Source organism: Mesorhizobium sp. M0664 (genome assembly GCF_040320565.1).
Lineage (GTDB): Bacteria > Pseudomonadota > Alphaproteobacteria > Rhizobiales > Rhizobiaceae > Mesorhizobium.
Genome location: NZ_JAMYPW010000055.1, coordinates 1 through 23,507, shown reverse-complemented (window position 1 = coordinate 23,507; position 23,507 = coordinate 1). Strand labels below are relative to the sequence as shown.

General features: G+C 60.6%; 21 protein-coding genes and 1 pseudogene. 13 read left to right on the top strand and 9 right to left on the bottom strand.

Features of this window, described 5'->3' with window-relative positions:
• Nucleotides 1–97 precede the first annotated feature (97 nt).
• The gene (locus tag NKI39_RS30055) at nt 98–1,342 is read right to left on the bottom strand and encodes a DegT/DnrJ/EryC1/StrS family aminotransferase (protein WP_352836393.1); all 1,245 of its coding nucleotides are present in this window, start codon (nt 1,340–1,342) and stop codon (nt 98–100) included.
• Nucleotides 1,343–1,704: 362 nt separating this feature from the next.
• Between NKI39_RS30055 and NKI39_RS30050 the strand changes: the two genes are divergently transcribed.
• The 5 genes from NKI39_RS30050 to NKI39_RS30030 all read left to right on the top strand — a co-directional run bounded on the left by NKI39_RS30050 (nt 1,705) and on the right by NKI39_RS30030 (nt 6,933).
• Entirely contained in the window at nt 1,705–2,679 is a 975-nt protein-coding gene (locus tag NKI39_RS30050) for a polysaccharide deacetylase family protein (RefSeq protein WP_352836391.1), read from the top strand.
• 67 nt (nt 2,680–2,746) lie between these two features.
• A complete protein-coding gene (locus tag NKI39_RS30045) occupies nt 2,747–3,715 on the top strand; it encodes a rhizopine catabolism ABC transporter substrate-binding protein (RefSeq protein WP_352836388.1) in 969 nt (322 codons plus the stop codon).
• A gap of 148 nt (nt 3,716–3,863) precedes the next feature.
• Nucleotides 3,864–4,979, top strand: a complete 1,116-nt coding sequence (locus NKI39_RS30040; protein ID WP_352836416.1) for an ABC transporter permease — start codon at nt 3,864–3,866, stop codon at nt 4,977–4,979.
• Nucleotides 4,980–4,993: 14 nt separating this feature from the next.
• On the top strand, nt 4,994–5,806 hold the full coding sequence (locus NKI39_RS30035; protein ID WP_352684808.1) for an ATP-binding cassette domain-containing protein: 813 nt from the start codon (nt 4,994–4,996) through the stop codon (nt 5,804–5,806).
• A 32-nt stretch (nt 5,807–5,838) separates the two neighbouring features.
• Entirely contained in the window at nt 5,839–6,933 is a 1,095-nt protein-coding gene (locus NKI39_RS30030; RefSeq protein ID WP_352836385.1) for a Gfo/Idh/MocA family protein, read from the top strand.
• Between the two features lie 12 nt (nt 6,934–6,945).
• Here the strand turns inward: NKI39_RS30030 and NKI39_RS30025 are convergent, their stop codons facing one another.
• The 6 genes from NKI39_RS30025 to NKI39_RS30000 form a co-directional block, all read right to left on the bottom strand.
• Nucleotides 6,946–7,815, bottom strand: a complete 870-nt coding sequence (locus NKI39_RS30025) for a polysaccharide deacetylase family protein (protein WP_352836382.1) — start codon at nt 7,813–7,815, stop codon at nt 6,946–6,948.
• A gap of 30 nt (nt 7,816–7,845) precedes the next feature.
• The gene (locus tag NKI39_RS30020; RefSeq protein WP_352836379.1) at nt 7,846–8,697 is read right to left on the bottom strand and encodes an ATP-binding cassette domain-containing protein; all 852 of its coding nucleotides are present in this window, start codon (nt 8,695–8,697) and stop codon (nt 7,846–7,848) included.
• Nucleotides 8,694–9,827: an ABC transporter permease gene (locus NKI39_RS30015; protein WP_352836376.1), complete on the bottom strand. Its 1,134-nt coding sequence runs from the start codon at nt 9,825–9,827 to the stop codon at nt 8,694–8,696. Before NKI39_RS30015 ends, NKI39_RS30020 begins: the two co-directional genes overlap by 4 nt.
• A gap of 125 nt (nt 9,828–9,952) precedes the next feature.
• Complete coding sequence (locus NKI39_RS30010) at nt 9,953–10,945, bottom strand: substrate-binding domain-containing protein (protein WP_352542459.1); 993 nt, start codon at nt 10,943–10,945, stop codon at nt 9,953–9,955.
• A gap of 206 nt (nt 10,946–11,151) precedes the next feature.
• Nucleotides 11,152–11,925 carry a FadR/GntR family transcriptional regulator gene (locus NKI39_RS30005; protein ID WP_352453268.1) on the bottom strand — a complete coding sequence of 258 codons (774 nt, stop codon included), beginning with the start codon at nt 11,923–11,925 and terminating at the stop codon, nt 11,152–11,154.
• 30 nt (nt 11,926–11,955) lie between these two features.
• Complete coding sequence (locus NKI39_RS30000; protein ID WP_352836373.1) at nt 11,956–12,957, bottom strand: LysR family transcriptional regulator; 1,002 nt, start codon at nt 12,955–12,957, stop codon at nt 11,956–11,958.
• 110 nt (nt 12,958–13,067) lie between these two features.
• Between NKI39_RS30000 and NKI39_RS29995 the strand changes: the two genes are divergently transcribed.
• The 6 genes and pseudogenes from NKI39_RS29995 to NKI39_RS29970 all read left to right on the top strand — a co-directional run.
• Nucleotides 13,068–13,682 (top strand): nitroreductase family protein, encoded by a 615-nt coding sequence (locus NKI39_RS29995; RefSeq protein WP_352836370.1) that lies wholly within the window; start codon nt 13,068–13,070, stop codon nt 13,680–13,682.
• Entirely contained in the window at nt 13,679–14,536 is an 858-nt protein-coding gene (locus NKI39_RS29990; RefSeq protein WP_352836367.1) for an EamA family transporter, read from the top strand. Before NKI39_RS29995 ends, NKI39_RS29990 begins: the two co-directional genes overlap by 4 nt.
• Nucleotides 14,537–15,424: 888 nt before the next feature.
• Nucleotides 15,425–15,913 (top strand): nucleoside deaminase, encoded by a 489-nt coding sequence (locus tag NKI39_RS29985; RefSeq protein WP_352836413.1) that lies wholly within the window; start codon nt 15,425–15,427, stop codon nt 15,911–15,913.
• A gap of 490 nt (nt 15,914–16,403) precedes the next feature.
• On the top strand, nt 16,404–17,024 hold the full coding sequence (locus tag NKI39_RS29980) for a hypothetical protein (RefSeq protein ID WP_352836364.1): 621 nt from the start codon (nt 16,404–16,406) through the stop codon (nt 17,022–17,024).
• Between the two features lie 222 nt (nt 17,025–17,246).
• Nucleotides 17,247–19,559 carry a UvrD-helicase domain-containing protein gene (locus NKI39_RS29975; protein WP_352836361.1) on the top strand — a complete coding sequence of 771 codons (2,313 nt, stop codon included), beginning with the start codon at nt 17,247–17,249 and terminating at the stop codon, nt 19,557–19,559.
• 130 nt (nt 19,560–19,689) lie between these two features.
• Nucleotides 19,690–19,910: pseudogene (locus NKI39_RS29970) on the top strand (recombinase family protein); the annotation flags it as partial.
• Nucleotides 19,911–20,197: 287 nt separating this feature from the next.
• On the opposite strand, the gene NKI39_RS29965 reads toward NKI39_RS29970, so the two are convergent.
• Nucleotides 20,198–20,680: a MarR family winged helix-turn-helix transcriptional regulator gene (locus NKI39_RS29965; RefSeq protein ID WP_352836358.1), complete on the bottom strand. Its 483-nt coding sequence runs from the start codon at nt 20,678–20,680 to the stop codon at nt 20,198–20,200.
• Between the two features lie 108 nt (nt 20,681–20,788).
• Between NKI39_RS29965 and NKI39_RS29960 the strand changes: the two genes are divergently transcribed.
• Nucleotides 20,789–21,193, top strand: a complete 405-nt coding sequence (locus NKI39_RS29960) for a VOC family protein (RefSeq protein ID WP_352836355.1) — start codon at nt 20,789–20,791, stop codon at nt 21,191–21,193.
• A 100-nt stretch (nt 21,194–21,293) separates the two neighbouring features.
• Here the strand turns inward: NKI39_RS29960 and NKI39_RS29955 are convergent, their stop codons facing one another.
• Complete coding sequence (locus tag NKI39_RS29955) at nt 21,294–22,190, bottom strand: NAD-dependent epimerase/dehydratase family protein (RefSeq protein ID WP_352836353.1); 897 nt, start codon at nt 22,188–22,190, stop codon at nt 21,294–21,296.
• A 145-nt stretch (nt 22,191–22,335) separates the two neighbouring features.
• Between NKI39_RS29955 and NKI39_RS29950 the strand changes: the two genes are divergently transcribed.
• Complete coding sequence (locus NKI39_RS29950) at nt 22,336–23,274, top strand: NAD(P)-dependent oxidoreductase (RefSeq protein WP_352836350.1); 939 nt, start codon at nt 22,336–22,338, stop codon at nt 23,272–23,274.
• Nucleotides 23,275–23,507: the final 233 nt, after the last annotated feature.

Below are 23,507 nucleotides of genomic sequence, written 5' to 3'. Positions count from 1 at the left end.
GCGGATTTTTTGGCAGCCGGTTATGCCGGCCAGAATCCTCGGCCGGCCACCGGACAAGGAACTCGACCGCAGGGTAGCAAACCGCGCCGGATCTGGTCTAGTTCACACTGTCGAACTTCTGCAGATCAACCGGTGCCGCCTTGCGCAATTCGATATCATCGAGCGAAGCATTCTCCAGCGCCACCCGCGCCGCCGCATCGATGTTGTGGATCATGTCCTGAATGTCGGTATCGCTGTGCGCCGGGTTCATGGCGACCATCACGGTGCGGTTGAGGATGTCGAGCGAGCGCTTGCCGAGGTCGTCGGAATAATCCAGCCGCAGGCCCTGGTTCTCGGGCAGTGCGTAAGGATTGAGCGCCGGGTGATGCGCGCCTTCATGCATCAGCACCTGGTCCCACTGGGTGAAATTGTGACGGCCGGTCTTGCCGGCAACGACGCTCGGAATGGTCTTCGAAAAAGTCTGCGCCGCCTGCTCGCTCGGCAGCAGGTACATCACCTGTGCGGCACAATCGTCGTCCGCGCTGTTCATCGGCGACGGCGTCAGCCCAAGATTGCTAAGGTGGCGGGTACCGGCCAGCACCGTCTTCTTCTCGGCTCGCATCGCCTCGATGATGCCGTCCAGCCGGTCGAGTTGGACGTTGAGCATCGCCCCCATCAGTTCGGAAGCACGCGCGCCGATGCCGGCGAAGGGTTTGATGCTGTCGCTTCTGCCCTGCCAGTAGAAATGGCAAGGGTCGATGGCGCAGCGCGCCCGCTCTGCCACTTTCGGGTCGCTGGTGGCGATACCGCCGCCCTCGCCCGAGGTCATGTTCTTGAAGTAGTTGAAGGAATAGGCGCCGGCATGGCCGATCGAGCCGAGCTTGCGGCCCTCATAGCCGCCGCCGATGCCTTGGCAGACATCCTCCAGCACCAGCAAGCCGCGCTTGGCAGCAATGTCCATGATCGCATTCATGTTGCAGGCCGCGCCCCACATATGCACCGGGATGACCGCCCTGGTGCGCGGCCCGATGGCATCGCGCAGGGCGATGGGATCGATGGTCAGGCTCTCGTCGATGTCGACGATGACGGGAATGGCCCCGACCGAAAGCACCGCGGTCGCGGTCGCCATATAGGTGTGCGCCGGCACCAGCACTTCGTCCCCCGGGCCGATGCCGAGGCCGATCAGGCCGGCGGCGAGCCCATAGGTGCCGCTTGCGGCCAGCGCGAAATGCTCGACGCCAAGATGCTGCGCATAGCGGGCCTCGAAACGGTCGCATTCGCTGTCCCTGCCGTAACGAAACAGCGCGCCCGAGCGGATCACCCTGGCAATGGCTTCGATTTCCTCTTCGCCGGCGATGTACATGACAGGCCTCCAGTCACTTGATAGTGTGGGTCACTTGATAATGTGGTCGCTTGATGGTGTGGACAGCTGTAGGCTTGTCGGCACGGTTTGAAAGAACCACTCCGCCGCTATTCGACCAAGCCATCTGCGCCCGGAAGACGGTTCCTGTGACTGGTTTTGAACCGTGATTGGGGGAATCGGCAGCTAAGTGTCTCAGCCGGCAGGCAAATCGTACCCATCCGAATTCGCCAAAGTGGCCCTGTCGGAAAGGCAGGTTTCGGCGTTCCATTCCGGCCAGTTGGGCAAACGGTTGGTTCCATGAAATACGGGACACACTTTGGAAGACCCTCGAAACCGGCGTGCCGGCGGAAAGGCGGCCGTTCGTGAACGCCGCCGGCTCCAGAAAACGGATCGTACTCCACGAGGACGATGTCGGCATGTGCCACGGCGCCAACAGCGCCTTCCTCGAATTGAGCGGGCTGGGTGTCTGCAGTTCCGGCGCGGTGATGGTGCCGTGCCCGTGGTTCCTCGAAATGGCCGAAAGCGCCGTCGCCAACCCTGCCGTCGACCTTGGCGTCCACCTGACGCTGAACAGCGAGAAGCAGCACTACAAATGGCGGCCGTTGACCGCGCCGTCGCGGGCGGCCGGCTTGACCGACGAGTTCGGCTTCTTCTGGCCCGATGTGGCGACCACGCGCCGCAAGGCGGTGCCGCAGGCGGTCGAGGCCGAGCTTCGCGCCCAGATCGACACCGCCTATCGCGCCGGCATCGACGTCACCCACCTCGACGCGCATATGGGAGCGGCATTGTCGCCGGAATTCTGCAACATCTACATCAAGCTCGGGCTCGAATATCAGCTGCCGGTGCTGCTGACCAAGACGCTGTCCGCCTATTCCCCCAACGACAATCTGGTCGGCGTCACCGAGGAGGCGTTCCAGCGCGGCGTGGCGCTGGCCCGTGCCGGCGGCTTTGCCATTTTCGACGCCGCCATCCAGACGACCTGGGGCCGGCCGCGCTCCAGGCCGATCGAGCCGGCTTACAAGGCGCTCATCGACGGTGTGCGCGACGGCCTGACCTTCTTTTGCCTGCATTGCAACGCGCCCGGTGAACTCGAGCTTATCGAGCCGCGCTCCGCCTATATCCGCACCGAAGAGTACGAGCTGTTCCGCGACCAGGGCTTTCGCGACTGGCTCGCCGCACAGCCGATCGATGTCATCGGCATGAAGCCGTTGCGCGAGGAGCTTCGCGCAGCGCTCTCGGCCGGGCGATCATCAACAACAGCCCGCGGCAACAACGTGGGCGAACAGCGATCGGCGTCGGCAAAGGCCCGCAAAGCGGCCACCCGATCCGCAACGTGAGCCGATCGTCGCGGCCGGAAAACGGCGCCAGAGGGATTGGAACTGCAACGACAAATGGGAGAATAAGATGAAAACTCTTCTGAAAGTGGCATTGGGCGTCTTCGTTTCGGCGGGCCTGATGACAGGCATTGCGTATGCTGCGGGTCTCAAGGATCCGAAGGACGTCCGCATCACCTTCGTGGTGCATGGGTCGGCGTCCGATCCCTATTGGTCGGTGGTCAAGCGCGGCGTCGATGACGCGGCCGCCCTTACCGGCGCCAAGGTCGAATATTACGCGCCGCAGGTCTTCGACGTGGTCGAGCAGGCCCGGCTTCTCGACGCCGCAATCGCCACCAAGCCGGACGGTATCGCCGTCTCCATCGCCGACGCCAATGCGCTCGGCAAATCGGTCAAATCCGGGCTTGCCGCCAATATTCCCATGGTGGTTCTGGATTCCGGCGAAAAGGAAGGCGCCGAGCTCGGCACGACGCTCTATGTCGGCACCGTTTCCGAATATGATTCCGGCAAGAAGGCCGGCGAGCGGCTGGCCAAGGAAGGCACGCTCAAGGTCGTCTGTATCAACCACGAGGTCGGCAATGTCAGCCTCGACCAGCGCTGCCAGGGCCTCAATGACGGGCTGAAGCCCTCCGGCGGCGGCACCGAGGTTCTGGCCGTGGCGCCGGATCCCGCAGACATCCAGCGCCGCACGGAAGCCTATCTGTCGGCGCATCCCGACACGCAGGCCGTCTTTGCGCTTGGCGCCACCGCCGCCAACCCGCTGATCCCGATGTTCCGCGACAAGGAACTGTTCGGCAAGCTCAAGCTCTACACATTCGACATCAGCCCGGAGGTCCTCGATTCTGTCGTCGCCGGCGAAATGGGCTTCGGCATGGACGCCCAGCAATATCTGATGGGCTATCTGCCGGTGATCTATCTGGTCGAGCAGGCGACGCACGGCTTCTGGCCGCAGAACAACGCCTATACCGGACCGCTGTTCATAGATTCGCCGGAAAAAGCCAAGGCGATCCTGGCGCTCGCCAAAGAGGGCATCCGCTAGGCAAGCGCTCCGACGGAACGGGAGAATGCGCCAAGCGCACTCCCGATCCGTTCGAAGATTGCGAATTGAGCGATTGGAGAGCCTAATGGCGGTCGTGGAAGACAAGGCTATATCTCCGGGCGAACTGAAGGCGACCGACCGCTTCGGCATGACGTCGAAGCGGGCCGCCGGCGCCGACGAGCGGCTGGCCAGCACCGGCAAGCTGACCCAGTGGCTGCGCCGGCCGGAAGCCGGTGCCGCCGGTGGGCTGCTTGCGACGATCATCATCTTTGCGCTGCTGCCGGGCGCGGCAAACCTCTATTCGCTGCAGGGATCGATGACCTTCCTGACGCTGTCGGCGGAGCTCGGCATCGTCGCCACCGCGGCAGCACTCCTCATCATCGCCGGCGAGTTCGATCTTTCGGTCGGCTCCATGGTCGGCTTTGCCGGTGTCGTCATCGGGCTGACGGTGAAGTACTGGGGCCTGCCGCTATGGGGCGGCATCGCCTGTGCCTTCGCCGTTGCCATGCTCACCGGCTATCTCAACGGCCTGATCGTGGTGAAGACGCGCCTGCCCTCCTTCATCGTCACGCTCGCCACCCTCTATATCCTGCGCGGACTGTCGATCGGCATCACCCGCGCCGTCACCGGCCGCACGCAGATCCCCTACATACTCGAAGGCGCACCGGATCCGGCGACGGCCGGCATTTTCAACGGCCATCTGCTCACCGGCCTGTTCCACTGGATGGGCGCTCAAGGCTGGATAGCCACCCGCAGCGACGGCATTCCCTTCGTCGCCGGCATTCCGATGTCGATCGTCTGGTGGCTCGGCCTGACGGCGCTGGCCGGCTACGTGCTCACCCAGACGAAATACGGCAACTGGATCTTCGCCACCGGCGGCGACCTGATCGCAGCCCGCAACGTCGGCGTGCCGGTCGATCGCGTCAAGATCAGCCTGTTCGTCTACACCGCCTGCGCGGCGACGCTGCTTGCCACCATCCAGGTGATGGAGGCGGGCTCCGCCGACACCACGCGCGGCCTGCTCAAGGAATTCGAGGCGATCATCGCCGCCGTCATCGGCGGCGTGCTGCTCACCGGCGGCTACGGCACCGTCTATGGCGTGCTGTTCGGCGCGCTGATCTTCGGGCTGGTGCAGATGGGCATCTTCTACACCGGCATCGACACCGACTGGTTCAAGGTCTTCCTCGGCATCGTCATCCTGATGGCCGTGCTGGTCAACAACTACATCAGGCTGAAGGCGCTCGGCCGCGGAGGCGGCAAATGACCGAACCGGCCGAAATGACCGAACCGGCAATGGAACTGCGCGGCGTCAGCGTCAATTTCGGCTCGGTGCGTGCCCTCCAGGACATCGACATCAAGGTCTATCCGGGCGAGGTCCACTGCCTGCTCGGCGACAACGGCGCCGGCAAGTCGACGCTGATCAAGGTTTTGTCCGGCGTCTATCGGCCGAGCAAGGGCGAAATCCTGGTCGACGGCAAGCCGGTCACCTTCCGCAGCCCGCGCGACGCGCAGGAGCTCGGTGTGGCAACGGTGTTCCAGGACCTCGGCATGATCTCGCTGATGTCGATCACCCGTAACTTCTTCCTCGGCCGCGAGCCGACCAAAAGCAGCCTGCCCTTCTCGCGCATCGACAAGGAGCGCGCCAACACCATTGCCAGGCAGGCGATGGCCGATATCGGCATTGACGTGCGCGATCCGACGCAGGCCGTCGGCACGCTGTCGGGCGGCGAGCGCCAGTCGGTGGCGATCGCCCGCGCCGTGCATTTTGGCGCGCGCGTGCTGATCCTCGACGAGCCGACTTCCGCACTCGGCGTCCACCAGGCGGCGATGGTGCTGAAGTTCATCATCGAAGCACGCATGCGGGGTTTGGCCGTGATCTTCATCAGCCACAACATCCACCATGCCTATCCGGTCGGAGACACCTTCACGCTGCTCAACCGCGGCCGCAATCGCGGCACCTACGCCAAATCGGAAATCTCGCGCGACGAGGTCATCTCGATCATGTCGGGCGGTGAGGATCTGAAGGCGGTCGAAGCGGAGATTGCCGGCCTGCTCGCCCAGATCGGCAACCGGTCGCCTGCGGCGGCTTGAGCAGACAATCGGACATTGCGGGGAATGATCCAATGAGCAGGATACGCGTCGGGGTCGTCGGCGCCGGCATGATCTCGCAGGTCGAGCATATCCCCAATCTGCTGCGCCTTGGTGAATTGTTCGAGCTGGTCGGGGTCGCCGATCCCTCCAGAATTTCGCGGCAGTTCGTCACCGACACCCATGGCATTGCCAATTTCGAAACGATCGACCAGCTCTTCGACCAACGCCTCGACGCGGTGGTGATCGGCTCGCCGGACCCGCTGCATCACGAACAGGTGCTGGCGGCGCTGGCGGTTGGCCTGCATGTCTTTTGCGAAAAGCCGCTCTGCTATTCGCTGGCGGAAATCGCCGGGATCATCGCCGCGCGCGATGCCGTCAGGAAAATCGTTCAGGTCGGCTATATGAAGCGCTTCGACCCGAATTACCGGCTGGCGCTCGCTTCGCTGCCTGGAACATCGAGCACGCTGCGCGCGGTCTCGGTGGAGGTAAACGATCCCGACGCCTGGCCGTTCATCGCCCATCAGCCCTACAGGCGCGGTACCGATATCCCACAAGACATGGTCGCCACTGTCGCCGCAAAGCAGAAGCGCCAGGTCGAAGAGGCCGTCGGCGTGCATCTGACCGATCTCGCTTTCCGTGGATTTACCGGCGCTTACAGCTCGGCCTTGATTCACGATGTCAATGCCGTACATGGCCTGCTCGATGCGCTCGGCGTGCCGGACGGCGAGGTCGCCGGCGCGCAGATCTTTGCCAATGGCGACGGCGGCCACGGCGCCGTCAGGCTGCTGGACGGGCAGGCACTGTGGACCATGACGCATCTCATCGTGCCCAAGCTCGCCGACTACAAGGAGCGGATAACGCTGTTCTTCGACGATGCCAGCCTCGAGCTCGAATTCCCCTCGCCCTGGCTCAACCATCATCCGACCCGGCTGACGGTGACGACCTCGGACGGTCACACGCTGTCGAAGAAAGATTTGCGTGCCGGTTACGCCGAAGCCTTCGTCGAAGAGATGCGTGGCTTCTGGGCAGCGATCGTCAATGGCGATGCGGTCGTCAACCCACCCGAACACGCCGCCCGCGACCAGGCGCTGCTGATCGGGCTGACCCGGCGGCATCTGGCCTCATAAGATCGTCGGCTTTCAGATCTTGGCGGCGCGCAGTTCATCACGCATGCCGCGCATGCCGATCACTTCGATGTCGAACTCGCTGATCCACGCCTTGACGCGCGCCGTCTTGAACAACGCGTATTCCTCGGTCCGCAGATGGGCATCCGGAGGATTGATCGCCTCGAAATCGCCTACCGTGTTGAAATGCAGCGACAGGAAACTCAACCCCTCCGGGATTCTGGCAAACATCGCGTGGTAGGCCGTCTGCGCATCCGTCTTGCGCGCCCAAGGCGTTTCCAAAACGATGTCGAACACCGGTTCGCCTGCCGCTTGCGCCTTTACGATTTCGGCATCGTAGCGGGCAATGTCCAGCTCACCGGCATAGCTCGCCGGGTTGTAGCCCGACAGGTCCTTCACCAGCAGCGCCGGCAGCCGGTATTCCCGGCCGAGCTTGCGATAGATGGCGATGAATTCCGGCATCTGCGCCGTGCCCATGTGAGCGTCGAGATGGGTGATGTCGATGCCGGCAGCGATGGCGCATTCGATCTGCGCACGCAGTTCCGCTTCCACCGCATCGGGATGGGCTTTGCGCGCCTGCGGTACGGTCGGCCAGAAATAGCCGAACTCGTCAGTTATCGCAGCCGATTTGGGCGGGTTGGTCAGCGGACGCCAGCGATACGGCTTCTGCTCGCTGGTCAGCGTCAAGTGCACGCCGAGGTCGAAATCGGGATTGGCGACGGCGATCTGAGCGGCTTCCGGGAACCACGGGCATGGCGCCATCACCGAACCGGAACTGCATGTGCCGAACTTCGACAGTTCGAAAAACGCGACATTTGCGCCATGGCTCATGCCGACGTCGTCCTCGTGGATGACGACACGCTTCCTTGCGGTCTTTACGGTCATTTCCTGCTCCTGAACTGCTGCATTGTCATCTCACCCGACACGGGCAACGAGGTCGGTCAATTCGTCGAGCTCGATCTCGTCACGCCGGAACCGGCCCGCCACGCGCCCCTGCGCCAGAACCACCAGATCGTCGGCCACCGAGAGCGCGTGACGGAAATTGTGGGTGATCAGGATGACCGCCTGGCCCTGCTCGCGTGCCCTGAGAATGTGCTCGAGCACCCGGCCTGCCTGACGCACGGCCAGAGCCGACGTAGGCTCATCCAGCACAAGCAGCGACGATCCGAAGAACATGGCTCTTGCGATTGCCAGGGACTGGCGTTCGCCGCCGGAGATGTTGACGCCGCGTTCGTCCAGGCCGCGTTCCCAGCGCACCCCGAGCTGATGCAGCGCCGAGCGCGCCATGTCGTCGGCGCGTTTCATGTCGAGCCATTTGAACGGTCCGAAACCTTTCAGCGGTTCGCGGCCGAGCACGACATTGCGTGTGACCGACAGCAATTCGCAGACGGCAAGGTCCTGGAACACCGTGGCAATGCCGCGTTCGCGCGCCTGAGCCGGGTTGGCGAAAGCCACCTTCTCGCCGTTGAAGCGCAATTCTCCCCTGTCCGGCGGGAAGACGCCGGACAGGATCTTGATCAAGGTCGATTTGCCGGCGCCGTTGTCGCCGAGCAGCGCCAGGATGCGTCCGGCATAGGCGCTTAGCGACACGTCGACCAGCGCGGTCGTGGCGCCGAACCCTTTCGACAGGTTGACAGCCTCGATCACCGGCACCGCGCCGGCAGCGACCGGCTCGACCGGAGGGCGGCGAAGGATCAGGTCGTCGGAGCCGCTGCCGGCCGGCAGCCGGACCCCGCGCTGGGCATCCAGGCCAGACGGCTCGCTCATCGCGTCTTCTCCTTCGCCAGGCTGCCGGCGGGGCGTGTCTCCGCCGTTGCGGCGTTGCCGGCAATCGCCGCGTCGGCAGCACTGCTGTCGCGCTTGAAGCCGCCCATCGGCCTGGATTTGGCGATGCGGCGCGCCACCGAGGTATTGAGGATGACCGCGCCGACGACAATGACGCCGGTGAGCGTGCGGAAGAAATGGCCGGGAGCGCCTGCCAGCACCAGGCCGACCTGGATCATGCCGAAGGTGACGGCTCCGAGAATGGTGCCGATGACGCTGCCGTAGCCGCCGGCCAGCAGCGTCCCGCCGATAACTGTAACGGCTACCGCCTGCAGTTCGATGCCCTCGCCGCGCAACGCGTCGACGGAGGAAAAGCGGGCAACCTGGATGACGCCGGCGATGGCTGCCAGCGCCGATGTGATCATGAACAGGATGACGGTGACGCGGTCCACCGGTACGCCGAGATTGCGCGCCGCCTGTTCGTTCTGGCCACGTGCCTGGATCCAGTTGCCGAACCTGGTGCGCGCCAGCAGGAAGGTGCCTGCCAGCCCGATTGCCAGGAACCACAGCATCGACATACGAAAGCCGGCAAGCAGCGGACCCGCCATTATGGCCTTGAATCCAGGCGGAATGGCGACCGTCATCGGAAAGCCGCCGGTCAGCGCGATCAGTATGCCGCGCCAGATCAGCATGGTGCCGAGCGTCACGACGAAGGAATGGATGCGGAACCTGACCACGATCATGCCGTTGGCCCAGCCAAGCGCGGCTCCGACGGCCACCGCGACCGGCGCGGCTACGATCGGTGGCAGGCCGAAGTCGCGCATCAGCACCACGCAGACGAACGAGGTGAGTCCGAGCACCGCGCCCACCGACAAGTCGAAGTGACCGCCGATCATCAGCAGCGTGACGCCGACGCTGACGATACCGAGTTCGGCCGCGACGGCCATGATGCTGATGTAGGACAGCCTGGTGGGGAAAAGCTGCGGGCTGAGCGCGGTGAAGACCAGGAACAGGATGACGACGGCCGCGATCGACGTCGCCTCCGGCCGCAGCATCAGCCGTCTCAGCGCCTCGCCGGCGACCACACGGGAGGAAGGCTTGTTGGCCGCATTCGGCCCGGGCTGTTCGTTCATGCCGTCACCCCGATACAAGAGTGGCCACGAAGATGGCGAACGGGCGGCTTGGCCGCCCGTCCTGGACGCGTGCTAGGTTTTTGCTGTCGTCCAAAAACCACTGATGGACTTTTGGGCGGCGTGCATCAGCGATAGCCCTCCTTCACCAATGCCGAGACGCGCTCCACATTGTCCTTGTCGACGACCGTCGGACCGGTCAGGAAGTAATTACCTTCGATCAGGCCGTATTTCAGGTAGTGGGTCAGGAGCAGCACAGGCATGTAGCCGCGCCAGAACTGCTGCTGGTCGATGGTGAACGCCTGCCGGCCATCCTTTATCGCATCGAGCGATTGCGCGACGATGTCGTAGCCGGTGAGCACCAGGTCGTCCCGGCCGCTATCTGCCTTGGCGGAGAGGAAACCATCGATCACGTCGCATGTGCTCGTGGCCGCGGCCGTATCGGGGTGCACGCGCAGGTAATTTGACAGCGCTTCCGCCTGCTGGCCCGGATCCATGGTCAGTTCGAGGAAGTCGGCCTCGATGCCGGCCTTCTTGAGCTCATCGATCTGCGACGTCGCCCTGAGCTGGCAGCTCGCGTCGCCCGGCTGTTGATTGGCGACCACGACGCGGCCCTTGACGCCCATCGAGACCAGTCGCTGCGCCGTCAACTTGCCCGCCGCCGCTTCATCAGATCCGGTGCGGAACAGGAAGAAATCGTTGGGATCGCGCACTTGCGAACCGGACGGCGGCGCGGCGGCGCTGCCGAAGGCAATGCCGGCTTCCTTGGCGCGCGCGGCGACATCGGCATAGGAAGAATCCTCGGCGAAGGCGCAGATGGCGATGCCGTTGGCCTGGGCGGCGATCGCCTCCTCGATCTTCTGCACCTGGTTTGGAATGGTAAGCTGATCCGGGAAAATATAGGTGACCTTCACGCCTAGGTTTTTGCCGGCCTCCTCGGCGCCGCGTGCCAGATAGCCATGAAAGCCCGTCGGTGCGGCACAGCCGACAAAATAGATCGAGATATCCTTGTCCTGCGCCATGGCCGCTGCGCCGAAGACCGGCAGCAAGGCCACCGCCGAAATGGCGACAACCCGGCTGACGTGGAAGCCAATTTTCGATAGCCCATTTTTCATGCTCATGCCGATTTCCCCTATGCTTGTTGTTAAGGTCGACCCAAGCGACTTGCGCATCTGGAAGCTAATCGGCAGCCGGTTCGTCAAACAGACCCATTCGTATCGATTGACGGGAACCATTCGTGCCGAAACCTCGCCGGCAAACATTGGTCAAGCGCGCACCATCGGCGGCCGCACCGACACAATCCGACTGTTTGAATGTGTGGCGGCGGCTATCTGGACTTGATGACGCTGTCGGTATTGGCCAGCAGCTTGCGCACCGCATTGCGCGCCGCGTCCGGCCGCTGCAGGCGGATGCTCTTCTCGATTGCCTCATGCAGCCTCTGCGCATGCTGCAAATCGTCGAGTTCCCGCGTGGTATAAGCAAACAGATGATCGAATGCCGATTCGATCAGCACGCCGAGCGGCACCAGCAGATCATTGCCCGAGGCGCGCAGGATGGCGAGGTGAAACCGCGTGTCGGCGCGGGTGCGCTCCTGCAGGTTGGTCGCCTCGCCCATCTCGCGGCAGGCCTGGCTGATCTCGGCCATCTGCTCGTCGGTGCGTCGCATGGCGGCAAAGGCGCTGGCCTCCGGCTCGATGATGTGGCGGAATTCCTGCACGGTCCTGAGGAACACCTCGCGGTCCGGCGAGGTCGCATACCAGGCCAGCACGTCGCGATCGAGCAGGTTCCAGCGTTCCTTAGGCTCGACCCAGCTGCCGATTTTGGGACGTGACGACAGCAGGCTCTTCGCCATCAGCATTTTTATGGCTTCGCGCACCGCCGAGCGGCTGACGTCGAAGGTCTCTGACCATTTGGCTTCGTTGGGCAGGATGGTTCCCGGCGGATAATCGCCGCGCACGATCCTCAGCCCGATCTCGTTGGCCAGCGACGCATGCACGCTCGATCCCGGCATGCGCGCCGCATCGGCCCGGCGAATACCGCTCGTGCGTTCGGCGAACGCCTCGGCCGCTGTCTTTCCCTTATTCGGCTTCGCGTCCTGCATAGCTCCACAAAGTCCGGATTTGGAGGCGTGTCAAGGAGATGAAATCGACGGCAATATCTCAGCTTGATTTTCCGCCTCCGTCCCCTCGCCGACACCGCGCTTTGCCAAGCGTTCACGCCGGGGAGGCACGAACGGTTTCTCTTTGTTCCGGCTGAATTCCTCGATCAGGAAATCAAGGAAGACGCGGATTTTCGGGGCAAGATGCTGGCGTGCCGGATAGATCGCGTAGAGCGTGGTTTCGACCTTGTCCCAATCATCCAGAGCCGATTGCAGCCGGCCTGCTTTAAGGTCGCTCTCGACATAGGGATAAGGGATCAGGCTGACGCCGAAGCCGGCGCGCAGCGCATCGCGCACGGCAAGGCTTGACGAGACCGTATATCGTCCGTCGATGGCGATCCGCTCGGCGCGGCCGTCCTTGCGGAATTCCCATATGTCCGCATGCCCCGAGAGGCTGAACCGGATGCAATTGGCCGTCTTCAAATCGGCAGGCGTTTTGGGCCGGCCATGCTCCTCGAAGTAGGACGGAGCTGCGCAAAGCACGTGCGGCATGACCGCAAGCTTTCTGGCGACCAGACTGGAATCCTCGAGATTGTCGCTGCCGCGAATGGCCAGGTCAAATCCCTCCCGCACGATATCGACGCGTCTGTCGTCAAGATGCAGATCGAGTTTCAAATCGGGATAGCGCGATAGAAACGCGGGGATCGCAGCCGAAAGCCGCGTCAACGTGACAGTCATCGGCGCGCTGACCCGCAACGTGCCGCTCGGCGCCGTCTTGATCGGGCCGAGCACCTGGTCGGCCCTCGCCAGCGCATCGAGCCCCTGCGTGACATGCTCCAGGTAGATCCTGCCCTCTTCGGTCAGCGCCATGCGCCGCGTTGTCCGGTTGATGAGCCGCACCCCCAGATGCGCCTCCAGCTCGGCGATGTTCTTGCTGATAGCGGGAGGCGAGAGACCGAGCCGCCGTCCGGCTTCGGCAAAGCTGTTCAGTTCCGCCACATGGCGGAAAACCTGCAACGCCGTCAGGCGATCCATCGCACCATTCTCTTCCAGTAAATAATGTCTTGCAATTGTTGCATATTATCGCTCCTTGGTAAATTCTCTATCTGCTTCCCGAACGACTTTCTCAGTTTCGGAATGACATGATGACCAACCCCGCAATTTCCCTTATCGAGCGGCGCATGTCGGCCAATCGGTTCGATGCCTCGCACGAATTGACGGACGCCGAGATCGAGGAGCTGGCACGTCTCGCAACGCGAGCGCCAAGCGCCTACAACCTTCAGAATTGGCGGTTCATCGCGGTGCGGACGCCGGAAGCAAAGGCACGATTGCGCAGCCTCGCCCATGGCCAGGCCAAGGTGCAGGAGGCAGCCGTCACCTTCATCATCTGCGGCGTACTGCCCGACCACGCTGCCCTCGATGCCAGGCTCCGTCCGTTCGTCGAAGCCGGCTTCATGCCGGCGGATATGGCTTCGGGGTGGCGGGAGGGCGCCCGCGCCCAATATGCCGATCCTCTAGCGGCCCGCGACGAAGCCGTGCGCTCGGCAACGCTTGGCGCCGCAACGCTGATTTTCGCGGCCGAAGCGCTGGGGCTCGTCTCCGGTCCGATGGCAGGCTTCGATGCCGAAGGCGTGGCCCGCGAGTTTGGCCTTGCGCGCAATGAAATGGCGGTGATGCTCATCGCGGTCGGCCGCGCCGCGCCCGGAAACTGGCCGCAAAAGCCGCGCCGCCCTCTTGCCGAAGTTCTGGAAATCTTATGAAGACGCACCGTTCCGATCTGCTGCTTACAGCCATCGCACCGGCAATATGGGGCAGCACCTATATCGTCACCACGCAGTTCCTGCCGAACTTCTCGCCGATGACGGTCGCAATGCTGCGAGCCCTGCCCGCCGGATTGCTGCTGCTGGCGATCGTCCGGCAATTGCCGACGGGCATCTGGTGGCTGCGCAGTTTCGTCCTCGGAGCCCTCAACATCTCGATCTTCCTGAGCATGTTGTTTGTCGCCGCCTACCGGCTTCCGGGCGGGGTCGCGGCGACCGTGCTGTCGGTCCAGCCGTTGATTGTGATTTTCCTCGCTGCTGCCCTGCTTGCCAGCCCTGTCCGCCGGTTGGCGATCGTCGCCGCCCTTGTCGGGATCGCCGGTGTCGCGTTGCTGGTGCTGACCCCGAACGCGACGCTCGATGCGGTCGGCGTTGCCGCCGGCCTCGCCGGGGCGGCCTCAATGGCCTTCGGCAGCGTGTTGGGCCGCAAGTGGCAGCCGCCAGCATCGCTGCTCGCCTTTACCGCATGGCAACTGACTGCCGGTGGTCTCCTTCTCGTTCCGGTTGTCCTGCTTTTCGAACCACCCATCCCGTTCCCTACCGCGGCCAACCTGCTTGGACTGGTGTGGCTCGGCCTGATCGGTGCGGCGCTGACCTATGTCCTCTGGTTCCGGGGCATTGCGCGACTCGAATCTTCGGTGGTGTCATCGCTGCTTTTCCTCAGCCCGGTGACCGCCGTGCTGCTCGGATGGGTAATCCTGGATCAGACGCTGACCTTGCCTCAAATCGCCGGCGTCGTTTTCGTCATCGGCAGCATCTGGCTGGCTCAACGCCCTAGCCGCAACGAGGCTTGAGCCTGGGCGGGAGTGGGTCAGTTTGAAAATTCGATCAAGACGGATGGCCGAAGACGGTTAAAATAAGCTCAACCGCACCGAAGCTGCAGAAGAACACCACAGCACCATATGCAATCACCCGGCGCGGTATCAGGAAGCGCGCTGACCAAAATCCAGCACGAAGCCTTGCGTCTCGCTTCCCCAGTCGTTCGCCCCATGGAAGGTTCTGGTCATCGATTGACCCATAGAAATCGGTGCGCAGAATTATGCTTAGGAGTGCGACGAACATGGCTGCGAAACTCAGGGCCAAGACAACGACACATGCTGTTATTGGAATAAACAAGTGAGGATTGTTCGCCCACTCGTACTTCAAATGTCCTCACTCCCTGCTTTTGGCCGCGAACCATAGGCTTCTCTGCCTCTTTGGCTTGGATCAGCGCGACAATATCACTGATTTCCCAACGCTTGCCAGTGACGCCAGGGGCCGGTAGTGTCTCAGTTTGAAATTTGACGGAATGCAACATGCATTTCCCATATCGGGCTGAGCTCCTGTATGCTTACCGGAAAGCATGGGAGCAATCGTGAGCGATCACAATCAAGACGCATTGGAAGGTTGGACGTTTACCTCTGGCGAGGTCTCAGCTGGCGTGTACCGATTTAGCGGTCGCCATTATGACGGACGCTCGGTTGAACGGCAGGGCCCGGACTATGAGGCTATAAAGGCCGACTGCATGAATGATGCCCGGACACTTGGGAAGCCAGCCTATGCCAACCGGTCCTAGAGGCCAGAAGCGCCCTCCGATGTGATCGGCAACGCAGTCCATGTCATGCGCATTGCGACAGGCGAGGAAGCCGACGAAGTGATTGACGACGGCAAAGATCCCGCTGCAGCTGCCGGAGGATCTGCCGATGCCACAACGCCCCTATGATGAGCGCCTGCTCCGTCAGGCGTTCGAAGTCGCGCGCAAGGCCCGCGATGCCGGCGAACATCCCTTTGGTTCGCTGCTCGCTGACAAGGACGGCAATGTGTTGCGCGAGCAGCCCAACGCTTACAAAGCCGGCGGCGGCGACCGCACCGCTCATGCCGAAAGGCTGCTGGCCTCGTGGGCAGGGATGAATGTCAGCCTCGAAAAGCTGGCCTCCTGCACGCTCTACAGTTCGGCCGAACCTTGCGCGATGTGCTCCGGGACAATCTATTGGGCGGGCATTGGACGGGTCGTCTTTGGCCAGAGCGAACACGACCTCAAGCGGGTGACGGGCGCACATGTCGAGAACCCCACACTCGACCTGCCCTGCAGGATCGTCTTCGAAGCCGGGCAGCGTCCGACTGAAGTCATCGGCCCGCTGCTTGCCGATGAAGCGGCGCAACTCCAGGCCGAATTCTGGAAAGACAAGTAGGGTCAGGACTCATTGATTCAGAGGCAGAGGCGCGGTCCCAATCATTCTTGGGGCTTTGTGCGCTTGTGAATCGAGGGGCGACATAAAGGTCTTCTCAACCCATTGTCGCCCCGTCGGGCGCTTTTGCGGAATCCGAATAAAGGTTGTCCTCACCGCCAGACTGCGTCGGATACACCCACAGCGGTCGATTTTGTCTCCAAAGACCTTTCTGTACCGAAATAGCCGACCGTCTTCGCCGCCCAATTGGGCCTGATAGAAGCTGGGTAGATAGTGATGAAATTTTGGTTGGTCTGCCATGTCGCCGTACTTCCCATCGTCAGCTCATTGCAAGAAAAGTGCACTTCAGGAAAACTAGTGCGCTCTAGATCTCGGTCCCTTCGGTAGGAATGGATTGGCACACCCATGGTACTAGGCGGCGCAGTCGTTGACATAGTCTAGACACGGTCGCAAATTCCAAATCCCTAGAATCTCCGGAGGCTTATCAAAGGCAATGGAACTTCGTTCCCCCAAAATCGGTCGATTGAACCAAGGCGTAATTTTCACATGCGCCAAAGCAGAACGTTACGACGGGCGTCAAGTTTTCGGCTTGATAATCACCGCGCGCTGCGACCTTGCCCAAGAGAAATTCCCTATGTTGAACTATGTCCCGGTTGTCTCTTTGGACGATTGGCTTGTTACTGATGGTTTAGATTTAATGCTTTCTCGTGCATCAGCCGATACGACCGGAAAATTGAAAGGAGCACTTAAAACGGCCGGAATTGCAGAGAGTCTTTTGAACTCTCAATCTCCACGGCAGATATTTGATAGCTTTTTTTTGGATGATTACTCCAAGGGGAAAAAGCCAGCGAAGCAATTCTTTGACATCGTCGAAGTTTGTGAATTTTTAGCCTCCTTCCAAAGAAATATCTCTCTTTGTATCGATAACCTCTACAAGCAATTTGACGCGCAAAAAAAGCGCTTGCTGGAAGAATTAATCCGCCACAATCTGAGTGGTCATTATTTTTTGTCACGAGTGTTCGATGGTGAAAGAGCCGCGCGGATATGTAGCGCTTATGCGGGAAGTCACTTTTATTCCTCGCAGCTTAGCCATGACTATAGCTCGGGGTGCTGATGCCCGCACCTTAGACGCGCAAGGTCCATTGTCTTGGCCGTCTTATATTTCGTTTCAAGTTGACGATTTCTCTATGCCAATTAGTGAAATCGCCTCGCCTGATATCGAGCATATTCTGCAAACTTTTTCTCTGATGTTCGGTCGGATCGGCGTGACCGATGCCGATCGGGACTACATAAACGCGGTGTGTTCGCGCATTCCAGATTCCCAAAGGGTAGTTGGATGAAATACATAATGTTCGACTCCGGGGCGATCGATGAGATCGTCGCAAGCCGATTTCTTCAGTCTTCAGAATTTGAGCAGGGAAAAGAATTTCTGAACGTTCTCGCCGGTCGAGATAGCCAGTTTGCCATTTCGGCGAACATCAAAGTGATCCGCAGTGCGGACGGGTTGGCAATAGTCTCTCCCGATATTTCTCGAGACGCGAGATTCCTTGTAGTTGATGCAGAGTCCGCAGATTTCTTCAAGCAATTAAATGATTTCGAGGCTCTGTTTGCGGTGCAGAAGTTGCTTCGTCTTGCAAAAAAACTCTGGCAGGGTCTGAGCCTAACATTTTCTGAAAAGATAATATCCGGCAGTAGCAAGGTCGTATTGTTTCCTTTTCAGTATAAGCCCACTCCTTTCCGGGTTGTTATCGAGCGGGAACCGATGGCTGAACGCTTAGCTAAGCGCGGTGGTGCGGGGAAATTCCTGCTGGCATACAAAGCGGGGTACGAAGCCGGGGATGCTGTCCGGGAAGTGGCCGAACTCACCAATTTCCGCAAGGCCTATGACGACCTTCCGTCGATAAAGGAAGAGTCACGGGTGTTAGCAGGAGCCGCTGTTCCCAACGGGCCTAAGGTCGACCAACTTCAGGTGTCTGATTTGGGAGAGGCCAATGGGGATGCGACGACATCCATATTTCGCAGTTATGGAGATTGGCAGCCCCTTTTAACAGTTCAACAGCGCGCTTTCGTGGAGGCCCCCATCATCGGTGCCCACCGAATTGAAGGGGCCGCAGGCACCGGCAAGACGCTTTGCCTGATGTTAAAGGCAATCCACGCCCTTGCACGAGCTGAAAGCGCCCAAGAGCCAAATCATATCGTATTTGTCACTCACAGCGATGCTACGCGAAGTTCGGTGAAGGAGTTTCTATCGGTCATCGATCCGTTTAACTTTGCAGAGCGGGATCGGTCGTCCTCAAATCATTCGCTGAAGGTTTGTACCCTAAGCGACCTGTGCGCAGAACAGTTGCGGCAGCACATTAGCGAATCTGAGTTTATCGACCGAGACGCGATGGAGTCGAAAGAGCTTCAGCTTCTCTACGTCTCGGAAGCCTTCGAGGAAGCCAGAACCATTGATCTCCCTTCACATCAGCGCTTCCTGTCGCCGGAACTGACGACGTTCTTAAGAGATGAAGACAACTGGAAAATCGCCGAGATGCTCCAGCACGAAATTAGTGTTATTATCAAAGGTCGCGCCTCGGAGGACCTCGACAAATATAAGAAAATCCTGCCGCTTAAGTATGGAATACCGGTCTCAACAGAAGCAGACAAGGGATTTATATTTACAGTTTTTAAGAAGTATCAGGCCAGACTGGGTGATGCTGGGCAGTTCGATACTGATGACGTCGTCTTAACTGCGATTGGACAGCTAGATACACCTATTTGGCGCAGGAGGCGGGTACGCGATGGCTACGATTCGATATTCGTAGACGAAACCCACCTATTTAACATTAATGAGTTGCATCTATTCCACTATTTTACCAAGACTGAGGGACCTTATCCAATTATATATTCGGTAGACCGCTCTCAGGCGGTTGGCGATCGAGGATGGACCACGACTGAGATTGGTACGGCCATAACCCAGTCTAAGGAGAATCGAACGGAGGAACGCAATCAATTCAAGACGATTTTTCGATCTTCAACTCAGATCGTCAATTTGTCTTTTTCTATTGTTGCCTCGGGGGCGATGCTTTTCACGAATTTTGATAATCCGGTTGAGGCCGCTGGTTCCGCGTTTACAGACGTCGATGAAAAGCTAGCTGCCATTCCGCGGTATTTCAACGTGGCTAATGACGAGGCTCTCATTGAGGCGGCTTTCGCCCGCACCGAGATTCTCCAGAGTGATTTGAGTTGTCGGCGGAGTGACATACTGATTGTGTCACTCGACGAAAAGATTGTGGAGAGTTTAGCGGCGTTCGCCGAGAAACGGAACAAACCCTACATTATCCTCAAACGCCGCGGGGATTTGCGCGCGGTAGAGGCTGCCAATCGATCCGGTCAGGTGGTAATAGGCCATGCCGACTATGTGGGAGGACTGGAGTTTTATGCTGTGGTGGCAGTGGGCATCGACGGGGGCCGTGTTCCACCGACTTCCAAAGACGAAAGTGAAAGCAGTAAAAATTTCTTGTCCTATGCTGCCCACAACCGCCTCTATGTGGCCGTCAGCCGCGCCAAGTACCGAGTGGAGATTATCGGTGAGAAGGCTCGTGGTCCCAGTAAGCTAATTGTGCCCGCTATTCATGCCGGACTTCTTGAGGTAGCCGACGCATAGCAGCTTACAGTAAGATCAGGATATGCCCTGAGGTGACGTAACACCTAGCTGCAAAGCCTGTGTAACATCTGGGTTGACATCGACTATTTGTGACAGTCTACCCTCGGGCCTAAACCTTGAGGTGACACCCATGAGCCGAATTGGCTACGCCCGCGTCAGCACCCCGACCAGGACCTCGAAACGCACACCGCCAAGTTGACGGCCGAAGGCTGCGGCATCATTCGGTCGGAAAAGGTCTCCGGTGCCAGCCGTGACGGGCGAGCCGAACTTGCCACTATCATCGACTTTCTCCGACCCGGCGACGAGCTGGTCGTCGCCCGGCTCGACCGGCTTGGCCGCGACACCCGCGACGCTAATTGCGATTGCAGTTAAGCTTGATGCCAAAGCGCTCAGCGTGACAAAGAGTGACATCGATGCTGCGCTCAGTGCTGGCGCGTCTGATCAAGATGTCCAGCTGTCTGTGCTGATAGCTTCGGCTTTCTCGATGTATAACCGGATGGAGATGGCTTTAGAGCTTTGACGCCAGACGACCCACAAGAGTACGTTTATGATTCTAGACAGATTGCAGACTGGGGATATTCGGATCCGACAGTCCAGGCTATACCTAATGTAGGACGATGCGCGAGGTGCGCGTCGCATTAGAGGCCTGTCAGCAATTTCTTAAGTAGAGCATTAAGAGTTTCCTGCTCCGCCGGCGTCAGCACGGAGATTAATTGCTCTTCGAGCGCCACCATTGGACCGATCAAATCGTCTATCGCGCGCTTGCCGCCGGTCGTCAGCGCAATTTGCTTGCCACGCCGGTCGTTGGGATCGGGGCGTCGTTCAACCAGCCCGGCGCGCTCCAGCCGGTCCAGGCGGCTGGTCATGCCGCCCGAGGAGATCATTGCCGATTCGTAGAGCTGAGTAGGTGAAAGCATATAGGGTTCACCGGCGCGCCTGAGCGGCGTGAGCACATCGAACTCACCAACATTCAGGCCTGCTTCTTTGAGCAACGGGTTCATGTGATCGCGGATGACCCGCGCGGCGGCATCAAGCAGACGACCTGCCGTTTCAACAGGTAACGACGGAAGATCGGGGCGCTCGCGGGCCCATTGCTTAGCTGCGGCCTCGGCGCGATCCATGGCAAATATTCCCTCGCCAAAATGTATCTTGCAATCAAGATACATTGCATCTACTAACATTGCAGCAAGACAATAGCGCAGCGCGCAGCCCTGGAGAAAGCGAAATCGATGCCCAAAATGATTTTCGTGAACCTGCCTGTCCGTGACCTGTCGGCGTCGACGGCGTTCTACGTGGCGCTAGGCGGCACCGTGAACCCGCAGTTTTCGGGCGAGAAATCCACCTCGCTCATGTTCTCGGACACGATCGGGGTGATGCTGCTGACCCATGACCACTACCGCGAATTCACCACACGCCCAATCGGCGACGCACGGCGCGACAGCCAGGCAATGATCGCCCTCACGGTGGATAACCGCGATGCCGTCGATGCAACACTGACCAGCGCGGTCGCGGCGGGCGGTCGCGCCGATCCCAACCCAGCACAGGATCTTGGCTTCATGTATAACCGCCACATTGAAGACCCGGATGGCTACGTCTGGGAAATCGTATGGATGAACCCGACGGCGAACACCTGAACGTAGGGTGTGCGCGCATCGGTAGTAGCGGGTGTGAGCCTGGAGTCATGACGAGCAATTCGGGGCCGGCCCAGTGCCGGTTTCGCGTCAGCTGCCCCCGTCAGGCCGTCTTGACGTATTTCCGCCAGCTGTGCTCCGGCCGGAAGCCGAGCATGTCCCGCGCCTTGCGGTTGGAGAGCAGCGTCTCGTATTCACCAAGTTCACCCTGGACCGGCACGTCGGGATAAAACCGCTTCAGGAGTTCGGCTGTCGGAAGATCGGACGAGGTGTCGTCGTTGGCGGCGTTGAACACTTGGTAGCCGAGCCCGTCCTTTTCGATGGCGCGCAGCGTGATCTGGCCGAGGTCGCGCGCGTCGATATAGCTCCAGGCGATGCGCTTGCGGAAACCTGGATCGGCGAACCATTTCGGAAACAGCGAATATTCATGCGGCTCGATGACGTTGCCGATGCGCAAGGCGTAGATGTCGAAGCCGCTGCGCAGCGCAAAGGCGCGCGCCGTCTTCTCGTTGACGACCTTGGACAGCGCGTAGCTGTCCATCGGGTCGACGTCGTACGGCTCGTCGAGCGGAAAATGCGTCGGGTTGCGCGGTTCGTTGGCGAAGACCAGGCCGTAGGTCGTTTCGCTGGAGGCGATCACCACCTTGCGGATGCCAAGCTTCACCGCGGCCTCGATGACGTTATAGGTGCCGAGCGCGTTGATGCGGAACACCTCATTGTCGGGCGTGATCATGATGCGCGGGATCGCCGCGAAATGCACCACGGCATCCACCGGCTGCGTACGCAGCGACGGGTCGAATTCATGCAGGCCGATATAGCTCGACAGCGCATTGAACACCTGCCCGCTGTCGGTGATGTCGGTGATCAGCGTGCGCACCTTGGGATTGTCGAGCGGCTTGGTGTCGATGTTGAGCACCTGGCAGCCCTGCTCGACCAGATACTGCACGACGTGGCGCCCGGCCTTGCCGCTGCCGCCGGTGAACATGATCCGCTTCGTCATTTTGCTCTCCCTAAGATTCATGTGTATTGTCAGACAATACCGAACTCTGCAATCGCCTGCCATGGCATGCGGCAAAAACCCGCTTCAACAATTCGCCGGCAATGTGCAGCGCCGTCATCCATCACTGCAAATAGGACGAAACGACATGAACACGACCGCCGCGAGCGAAAAGATCGGCTTCATCGGGCTTGGCCTGATGGGGCATGGGATCGCGAAGAACATCGTCGACAAGGGTTATCCGCTGACGTTTCTCGGCCGCAAGAACCGCAAGCCGGCGGAAGACCTGCTCGGCCGCGGCGCCAGGGAAGCGGCAACCTCGCGCGACGTCGCGGCGGCATCCGATATCGTCTTCATCTGCGTCACCGGCTCGCGCGAGGTCGAAGCCATCATTCGCGGCCCAGGCGGTCTCAAGGAAGGCCTGAAGCCGGGATCGGTTGTCGTCGATTGCTCGACCTCTGATCCCGTTTCGACGGTGGCGCTGGCCGCCGAGATCAAGGGGCTCGGCGTCGATTATGTCGATGCCCCGCTCAGCCGCACCCCGAAGGAGGCTTGGGAAGGCACGCTCGACGCCATGGTCGGCGCGCCCGATGCGGTCTTTGCCCGGCTGAAGCCGGTGCTCGAAACCTGGGCCGGGCGCATCGTCCATATCGGCGATACCGGCGACGGCCATCGCATGAAGCTGCTCAACAATTTCATCTCGCTCGGCTACGCCGCGATCTATTCCGAGGCGCTGGCGCTGGCGCAGAAGGTTGGCATCTCGCCGCCGCGCTTCGACAGCGTCATCCGCAACGGCCGCATGGATTGCGGCTTCTACCAGACCTTCATGCGCTGGACGCTGGAAGGCGACCGCGACGCGCACAAATTCACCATCGCCAACGCCTTCAAGGATCTCACCTATCTCGAATCGATGGCGGGTGCTGCCGGCATCGCCAACCCGCTCGGCAACGCCACCAAGAACGCCTTCGCCGGCGCCTTCGCCACCGGCCCCGCCGATCAGTACGTGCCGATGCTGGCGACGCACATCGGCAAGGTCAACGGCGTCGACCTGATGCCGACCAGGGATGGCAAAAAGCAGGCGATCTGAGAACGTTGGGGTTAACGCCTGGGAGTGTCGCAACTGCAAACGTTCGCTGCCGACCAGCTACATCCGCCAATCTCCGACGCTGGCGATTAGCATATGACACCACACCTTCGTCATCCCAGGGCGGAGCAGGAGCGAAGCGACGTCGCGCAGACCCTGGGATCCATATGTGGACGGCGCCCTGCCTGCAACGGTTGTTTTGCGTCGTTTTCGATCGCTTGCGTCCATATGTCCGG

Coding starts and splice junctions, on each gene's coding strand:
- NKI39_RS30030 (WP_352836385.1), top strand. CDS start 5,839: ATGAGCAGGATACGCGTCGGGGTCGTCGGCGCCGGCATGATCTCGCAG.
- NKI39_RS30025 (WP_352836382.1), bottom strand. CDS start 7,815: ATGACCGTAAAGACCGCAAGGAAGCGTGTCGTCATCCACGAGGACGAC.
- NKI39_RS29975 (WP_352836361.1), top strand. CDS start 17,247: ATGAAATACATAATGTTCGACTCCGGGGCGATCGATGAGATCGTCGCA.
- NKI39_RS30035 (WP_352684808.1), top strand. CDS start 4,994: ATGACCGAACCGGCAATGGAACTGCGCGGCGTCAGCGTCAATTTCGGC.
- NKI39_RS29990 (WP_352836367.1), top strand. CDS start 13,679: ATGAAGACGCACCGTTCCGATCTGCTGCTTACAGCCATCGCACCGGCA.
- NKI39_RS30020 (WP_352836379.1), bottom strand. CDS start 8,697: ATGAGCGAGCCGTCTGGCCTGGATGCCCAGCGCGGGGTCCGGCTGCCG.
- NKI39_RS30010 (WP_352542459.1), bottom strand. CDS start 10,945: ATGAGCATGAAAAATGGGCTATCGAAAATTGGCTTCCACGTCAGCCGG.
- NKI39_RS29985 (WP_352836413.1), top strand. CDS start 15,425: ATGCCACAACGCCCCTATGATGAGCGCCTGCTCCGTCAGGCGTTCGAA.
- NKI39_RS29995 (WP_352836370.1), top strand. CDS start 13,068: ATGACCAACCCCGCAATTTCCCTTATCGAGCGGCGCATGTCGGCCAAT.
- NKI39_RS29965 (WP_352836358.1), bottom strand. CDS start 20,680: ATGGATCGCGCCGAGGCCGCAGCTAAGCAATGGGCCCGCGAGCGCCCC.
- NKI39_RS29980 (WP_352836364.1), top strand. CDS start 16,404: ATGGAACTTCGTTCCCCCAAAATCGGTCGATTGAACCAAGGCGTAATT.
- NKI39_RS30045 (WP_352836388.1), top strand. CDS start 2,747: ATGAAAACTCTTCTGAAAGTGGCATTGGGCGTCTTCGTTTCGGCGGGC.
- NKI39_RS30005 (WP_352453268.1), bottom strand. CDS start 11,925: ATGCAGGACGCGAAGCCGAATAAGGGAAAGACAGCGGCCGAGGCGTTC.
- NKI39_RS30015 (WP_352836376.1), bottom strand. CDS start 9,827: ATGAACGAACAGCCCGGGCCGAATGCGGCCAACAAGCCTTCCTCCCGT.
- NKI39_RS30000 (WP_352836373.1), bottom strand. CDS start 12,957: ATGGATCGCCTGACGGCGTTGCAGGTTTTCCGCCATGTGGCGGAACTG.
- NKI39_RS29960 (WP_352836355.1), top strand. CDS start 20,789: ATGCCCAAAATGATTTTCGTGAACCTGCCTGTCCGTGACCTGTCGGCG.
- NKI39_RS29950 (WP_352836350.1), top strand. CDS start 22,336: ATGAACACGACCGCCGCGAGCGAAAAGATCGGCTTCATCGGGCTTGGC.
- NKI39_RS29955 (WP_352836353.1), bottom strand. CDS start 22,190: ATGACGAAGCGGATCATGTTCACCGGCGGCAGCGGCAAGGCCGGGCGC.
- NKI39_RS30055 (WP_352836393.1), bottom strand. CDS start 1,342: ATGTACATCGCCGGCGAAGAGGAAATCGAAGCCATTGCCAGGGTGATC.
- NKI39_RS30040 (WP_352836416.1), top strand. CDS start 3,864: ATGACGTCGAAGCGGGCCGCCGGCGCCGACGAGCGGCTGGCCAGCACC.